General features: G+C 68.1%; 5 protein-coding genes and 1 pseudogene. All 6 read left to right on the forward strand.

Annotation, left to right across the window (positions count from 1 at the left end; all coding sequences use genetic code 11):
- A partial coding sequence (locus VLK61_RS10060) for a branched-chain amino acid ABC transporter permease (RefSeq protein ID WP_325420730.1) occupies positions 1-792 on the forward strand: 792 nt, incomplete at its 5' end.
- The gene (locus VLK61_RS10065) at positions 792-1,595 is read left to right on the forward strand and encodes an ABC transporter ATP-binding protein (protein ID WP_325420738.1); all 804 of its coding nucleotides are present in this window, start codon (positions 792-794) and stop codon (positions 1,593-1,595) included. The genes VLK61_RS10060 and VLK61_RS10065, both read left to right, overlap by 1 nt.
- Positions 1,592-2,368, forward strand: a complete 777-nt coding sequence (locus VLK61_RS10070) for an ABC transporter ATP-binding protein (RefSeq protein ID WP_325420732.1) — start codon at positions 1,592-1,594, stop codon at positions 2,366-2,368. Before VLK61_RS10065 ends, VLK61_RS10070 begins: the two co-directional genes overlap by 4 nt.
- A gap of 17 nt (positions 2,369-2,385) precedes the next feature.
- Positions 2,386-4,260, forward strand: a complete 1,875-nt coding sequence (locus tag VLK61_RS10075) for an AMP-dependent synthetase/ligase (protein WP_325420734.1) — start codon at positions 2,386-2,388, stop codon at positions 4,258-4,260.
- Between the two features lie 68 nt (positions 4,261-4,328).
- Positions 4,329-5,537, forward strand: a complete 1,209-nt coding sequence (locus VLK61_RS10080) for an esterase/lipase family protein (protein ID WP_325420736.1) — start codon at positions 4,329-4,331, stop codon at positions 5,535-5,537.
- A gap of 95 nt (positions 5,538-5,632) precedes the next feature.
- A pseudogene (locus VLK61_RS10085) lies at positions 5,633-6,231 on the forward strand (hypothetical protein); the annotation flags it as partial.

Consider the following 6,231-nt stretch of genomic DNA (forward strand, 5'->3'; position numbering starts at 1 on the left):
CCGGTGTCGATGGCGCTGGCGGCGGGGTTGTCGGCCGGCGTCGGCGTGCTGGTGGGCCTGCCGGCACTGCGCGTCAAGGGCATCTATCTGGCGATCGCCACGCTGTCCTTCGGCTTCATCGTCGAAGAAGCGCTGGCGCGCTGGGAGAGCGTGACCGGCGGCAATGCCGGCGTGAACGTCAAGCCGATGCAGTTCTTCGGCGCCAACCTGGCGTCGTCGGAAGACTTCTACTACGTGGCGCTGGGGGTCTGCGTGGGGGTCACGCTGGCGGTGATGAACCTGCTGCGCTCGGCCACCGGCCGCGCCTTCATCGCCATCCGCGATTCGGAGATTTCGGCGCAGAGCATGGGCATCCACCTGGCCGGCTACAAGACGCTGGCCTTTGCGCTGTCTGCCGCCATCGTCGGCCTTGCCGGCGCGCTGTATGCGCACCAGCTGCGCTTCATCTCGCCGGACCAGTTCGGCATCGTTCAATCGATCGACCTGCTGCTGATGATCGTGGTCGGCGGCCTGGGCTCGATCCACGGCGCCTTCCTCGGCGCGATCTTCCTGATCACGATGCCGCAGCTGATTGCCATGGGCAAGGACTACCTGCCACCCACCATCGGCCAGGCCACCGGCTTGCAGGCGGTGGTCTACGGCGCCGTGCTGATGGGCTTCGTGCTGTTCGAACCGATGGGCCTGTACGGCCGCTGGCTCAAGCTGCGCACCTGGCTGCAGCTGTTCCCGTTCTACCGGCGCGGCATGTTCAAGCGGCAGAAGTCGTACACGAAGTCGGAGAGATTGAAGTGATGGTCGACACCGACAGCTTGCTGGTAGCACGCAACCTGAGCGTGCGCTTCGGCGGTGTGCTGGCCGTCAACCAGGTGAGCTTCAACGTCAAGCGCGGCGAGGTCTTTACGCTGATCGGCCCCAACGGCGCCGGCAAGACGACGGTGTTCAACCTGATCAGTCGCATCTACATGCCCACCAGCGGCGAACTGGTGTTCGAGGGCCGGCGCCTGGCTGAAGTGCCGCCGCACGGCATCGCCGAACTGGGCATTGCCCGCACCTTCCAGAACATCGAATTGTTCGAGCATGCCACCGTGCTGCAGAACCTGCTGATCGGCCACCACATCCACCGCGGCGCCGGCTTCTGGAGCAACCTGCTGTTCACGCCGCGTTCGCGCCAGGCCGAGCTGGCCGCGCGGCGTCGCGCCGAAGAAGTGATCGAGCTGCTGGACCTGCAGCACCACCGCGAAGCCTTTGTCGCCGGCCTGCCGTACGGCGTGCGCAAGGTCGTCGAACTCGGCCGGGCGCTGTGCACCGGCCCGAAGCTGCTGTTGCTGGATGAGCCTTCGTCGGGTCTGAATGTCGAAGAGACCGAGGACATGGCCTTCTGGATCCAGGACATCCGATCCGAACTTGGCATCACCGTGCTGATGGTCGAACACGACATGAGCCTGGTCTCGCGCGTGTCCGACCGCGTGCTGGCGATGAACCAGGGCGAGGTGCTGGCGCTGGGCACGCCGGCCGAGGTGCAGGCGCACCCGGGCGTGATCGAGGCTTACCTCGGCTCGGTCGACGATGTGTCGTCATTGAGGAGGGCGGCATGAGTGACGTCCTTCTGCTCGCGCTGGCCAATATCGAAAGCGCCTACGGCCCGATCAAGGCCATCCGCGGCGTGAGCCTGCGGGTGCGGCCGGGCGAGATCGTCACAGTGCTGGGCAGCAACGGCGCCGGCAAGAGCACGATCCTGAAGACCATCTCCGGCGTGCTGGACCCGACCCGCGGCACGGTGACCTTCAAGGGCGAGGACATCACCGCCCGAGACCCGGCCGAGATCGTGCGACGCGGCCTGGTGCACGTGCCCGAGGGCCGCGAGGTGTTTCCGCTGCTGTCGGTGCACGACAACCTGATGATGGGCGCCTACACCCGCCACGACAAGGACGGCGTGGCGCGCGACCTCGAGCAGGTGTTCCGCTACTTTCCGATCCTGCGCGAGCGGCAGAAACAGGATGCCGGCTTGCTGTCCGGCGGCCAGCAGCAGATGCTGGCGATCAGCCGGGCCTTGATGGCCTCGCCCACGCTGATGCTGCTGGACGAACCGAGCCTGGGCCTGAGCCCGAAGCTGACGCGGGAGATCTTCGAGATCGTCGTGCGCATCAACCGCGAGCGCGGCACGACCCTCCTGCTGGTCGAGCAGAACGCCAACATGGCGCTGAACGCGGCCGACTACGGCTATGTCTTGGAGAACGGCCGCATCGTGATGGAAGACGCCTGCGACAAGCTGCGCGAGAAGGACGACATCCGCGAGTTCTACCTCGGCATGAAGGATGGCGGCGTGCGTGGCGAGCGACGCTGGAAGAAGAAGAAGACCTGGCGATGAAGATCGGAGTCGAGCCCATGGCCTCACGGATCATCAAGACCGATCGCCCCGGCTGGGTGCCGGTGGCGCTGCCCTTCGACACGATCCCGAAGATGTTCTGGCATCGCGTCAGGCAGCATGGCGACGCGGTGATGATGCGCCAGAAGGACCTCGGCATCTGGCGCGCCTACAGCTGGCGCGACGTGGCCCAGATCGTGCGCGAGATCGGCGCCGGCCTGGTCTCGCTGGGCCATGCGCCGGGCGAGGTGATCTCGGTGCTGGCCAACACCTGCCGCGAATGGGTCTGGACCGATCTGGCCGGCCAGAGCATGGGCGGCGTGGTCAACGGCATCTACCCGACCGATGCGGCCGCGCAGGTCGAATACCTGTGCAGCGATTCTGGCTCGGTGTACCTGTTCGTCGAGGACGACGAGCAGCTCGACAAATACATCGAGGTGCGCGAACGCCTGCCTCTATTGCGCAAAGTGATCGTGTTCGACATGGAAGGCCTGTCACGACTGGACGACCGGCAGGTCATCGGCCTGGATGCGTTGAGGGAACTCGGCCGCGAGTACATCGCGCTGCACCCGCAGCTGATGGACGAAAGGCTCGATAGCCGCGGCCCGGCGGACCTGGCCGTGCTGGTCTACACCTCGGGCACCACCGGCCGGCCCAAGGGCGCGATGCTGAGCCACCGCAACCTGCTGAGCACGCTGGCGGCGGCGCCGAACGGCTTGTTCGAGGGCCTGCCCGAAGGCGGCGAGCGGGTCGCCTTCCTGCCGCTGTGCCACATCGCCGAGCGCAGCTTCGGCGAGTACCTGGCGATCCTGCGCAGCTCGATCATCAACTTCGTCGAGAACCCCGAGACGGTGTTCGAGAACCTGCGCGAGGTGCAGCCGCATGCCTTCCTCGCGGTGCCGCGGGTGTGGGAGAAGCTGTACTCCAGCGTCGCGATCACGATCAAGGAAGCCGGCCGCCTGCAGCAGCTGGCCTACGGCTGGGCCATCGGCGAGGGCATGAAGATGGCCGGCCATGCCGAGGCCGGCACCCGGCCCGGCTGGGTCTTGCGTGCCCGCCATGTATTGGCGAAGCTGCTGGTGCTGAACAACGTGCGGCGCATGGTCGGCCTGTCGCGGGTGCAGCTGGCGCTGACCGGCGCCGCGCCGATCTCGCCCGCGCTGATCCGCTGGTACCGGGCGCTGGGCGTGCCGATGCGCGAGGTCTGGGGCATGACCGAGACCAGCGGCACCGGCACGATTTCGCCGCGCGCTGCGGTGCGCGTGGGCAGCATCGGCATGCCGGGACCGGGCGTCGAGATGCGCATCTCCGAGCAGGGCGAGATCCTTCTGCGCTCACCCAGCGTCTTCACGGGTTATCTGAACCTGCCCGAGAAAACGGCCGAGGCCATCGATGGTGACGGCTGGCTGCACACCGGCGATGTCGGCCGCGTCGATGCCGACGGCTACTTCTACATCACCGACCGCATGAAGGACATCATCATCACCGCCGGCGGCAAGAACATCACGCCGTCCGAATGGGAGAACCAGCTGAAGTTCAGCCCCTACGTCACCGATGCGGTGGTGATCGGCGACAAGCGGGCCTACCTGAGCTGCCTGGTGATGATCGACCAGGACAACGTCGAGCGCTGGGCACTGGACCGCAACGTGCAGTTCTCCGACTACAAGAGCCTGACGCGGGCGCCCGAAGTCATCGCGCTGATCTCGGCCGAGATCGACAAGGTCAACGGGCAGTTCGCGCGGGTCGAACAGATCAAGCAGTTCCGGTTGATCGAGAACCAGCTGACCGCCGAGGACGAAGAGCTGACGCCGACGATGAAGCTGAAGCGCTCATTGGTCAACCGCAAGTACGCGGCGCTGATCGACAGCATGTACCAGCGTCAGGCTGCTGCCTGATAAGCTGGCCGCACGCCGTGCCCGGCGTGTTGCGAACCGGCCGCAGGGGTGCCGATGAAGGAGCCCCCATGAGCAAGAAGCAAACGGCCGCCGGCCCGCTGGTCGATCTGCGCGGTGGGCTGCGGCTCGCGGCCGATGCGACGCAAGGCGTCACCGGCATCGTCGAAGCCCTGCATGCCACGATCGCGCGGGTCGCGCTGCCGCTGGGTCGTGCACCGCAGCGCAAGGCCAAGGGCATTGCCGGCTTGGTCTATCGCACGGTCGATGGCACTGCAGGCTTGATCGGCAAGGGACTGGACGCGCTGCTGACGCCCTTCGAGCACCTGCTGCCGTCACAAGCCTCGCCGCGACGTGATGCGCTGGTCGCGGCATTGAATGGTGTGTGCGGCGATCACCTGGAGCGCAGCGGCAATCCGCTGGCGATCACCCTGCAGCTGCGCTGGCGAGGCCAGCGTCTGGACATGGCCGGGCTAGCGGCTCAGATTCCGCAGGCCAGCAGCCACATCGTCGTGCTGGTGCACGGCCTGTGCATGAGCGATCACGGCTGGCTGCGTGACGGGCACGACCATGGCGCGGCGCTGGCGAAGGACCTGGGCGTGACGCCGGTCTACGCGCTGTACAACAGCGGCCGCCATGTCTCGGCCAATGGCGCGGCACTGGCCGAGCAGTTGCAGGCGCTGGTGCAGCACTGGCCGGTGCCGGTGCAGCAATTGACGATCGTCTGCCACAGCATGGGTGGGCTGATTGCGCGCAGTGCCTGCCATCAGGCCGCCCAGTCGGCCGCGGGGCAGGACTGGCTGAAGCCACTGCGCCGCCTGATCTTCATCGGCACACCGCACCATGGCGCGCCGCTGGAACGCGGCGGCAACTGGCTGCACCGCGTGATGGACGTGAGCCCCTATGTCGCGCCGTTCACGCGCCTGTCGGGCCTGCGCAGCGAGGGCATCACCGACCTGCGCCACGGCAACTTGCTCGAAGCCGATTGGGCGGAGCATGCACGTGACGAGCCGGGCGATCGCCGCGCGATCGTGCCGCTGCCGGCCGGCGTGGCCAGCTACGCGATGGCCAGCACCGTGGGCGGCCACCGCCTGGCCGGCTCGCTGGTGGGCGATGGCCTGGTGACGGTGGACAGCGCGCTGGGCCACCACGCCGATCCGGCGCGCGCGCTGGGCCTGGCGAAGACGCATCAATCGACCGTGCGGGACGTCCACCACATGGGCCTGCTCGGCAGCCCGGCGGTGTATCGCAAGCTGAAGCGCTGGGTCGCGTCGGACTGACGGGGCGGGCGCCTCTTCACGCCCGCAGGTCCGCAGGCCCGATTGCGGCTTGCGCTGTCCTGGGCCCGCACCGGCGCCGCGGGCAAAATCACGGCATGACATCGCCGGCCCGTTCCCGTGACGCCATGGAGCAGCAACTCGACATCTTCAACGACAGCCGCGACCTGGCCCTGCGCAACGACATCGCGCAGGCCGTGCTGCACGGCGAGCTGCCAGCCGCGCAGCGCAGCGCGGCCACGCTGCAGGCCGAGTTCGGCGGCGACGCCGTGCTGGCACCGGCCGCGGTGCTGATCGAACACCTGGCCTGGCAGCAGTCAACGGCAGCGGGCGGCGGCGCCGACGTTGCCGAGGTGCTCGGACTGCGCGGCCGCCTCGAAGGCGAGATCGCGGCCGCCGCCGCTGCGGTGCTCGGCCCGCAGGACGCCCAGGCCTGGGTCGCGGCCCAGTGGTGCTGGCTGGCCGGGCGTGCCGCCACCATCCCCTGGCAAACCGGCCAAGCCGACGCGCATGCCGCGGCGCTGTACCTGCGCGGCCGAGCCTGGCCGCAGGCGGCCGAGGCGGTGGCGCGCATCGAGTCCTGGCGGCGCATTCCGCTGCCGCTGCTGTGGATGGCGCAGGCCCGCTGGCACCAGGACGGCGCCGATGCGGCCTGGCCGCTGCTGGCCGAAGCCCTGTGGCTGGCACCCGCGCGCGC

Origin of the sequence: Aquabacterium sp. (assembly GCF_035476535.1) — a bacterium.
Taxonomy (GTDB): domain Bacteria; phylum Pseudomonadota; class Gammaproteobacteria; order Burkholderiales; family Burkholderiaceae_C; genus Pseudaquabacterium.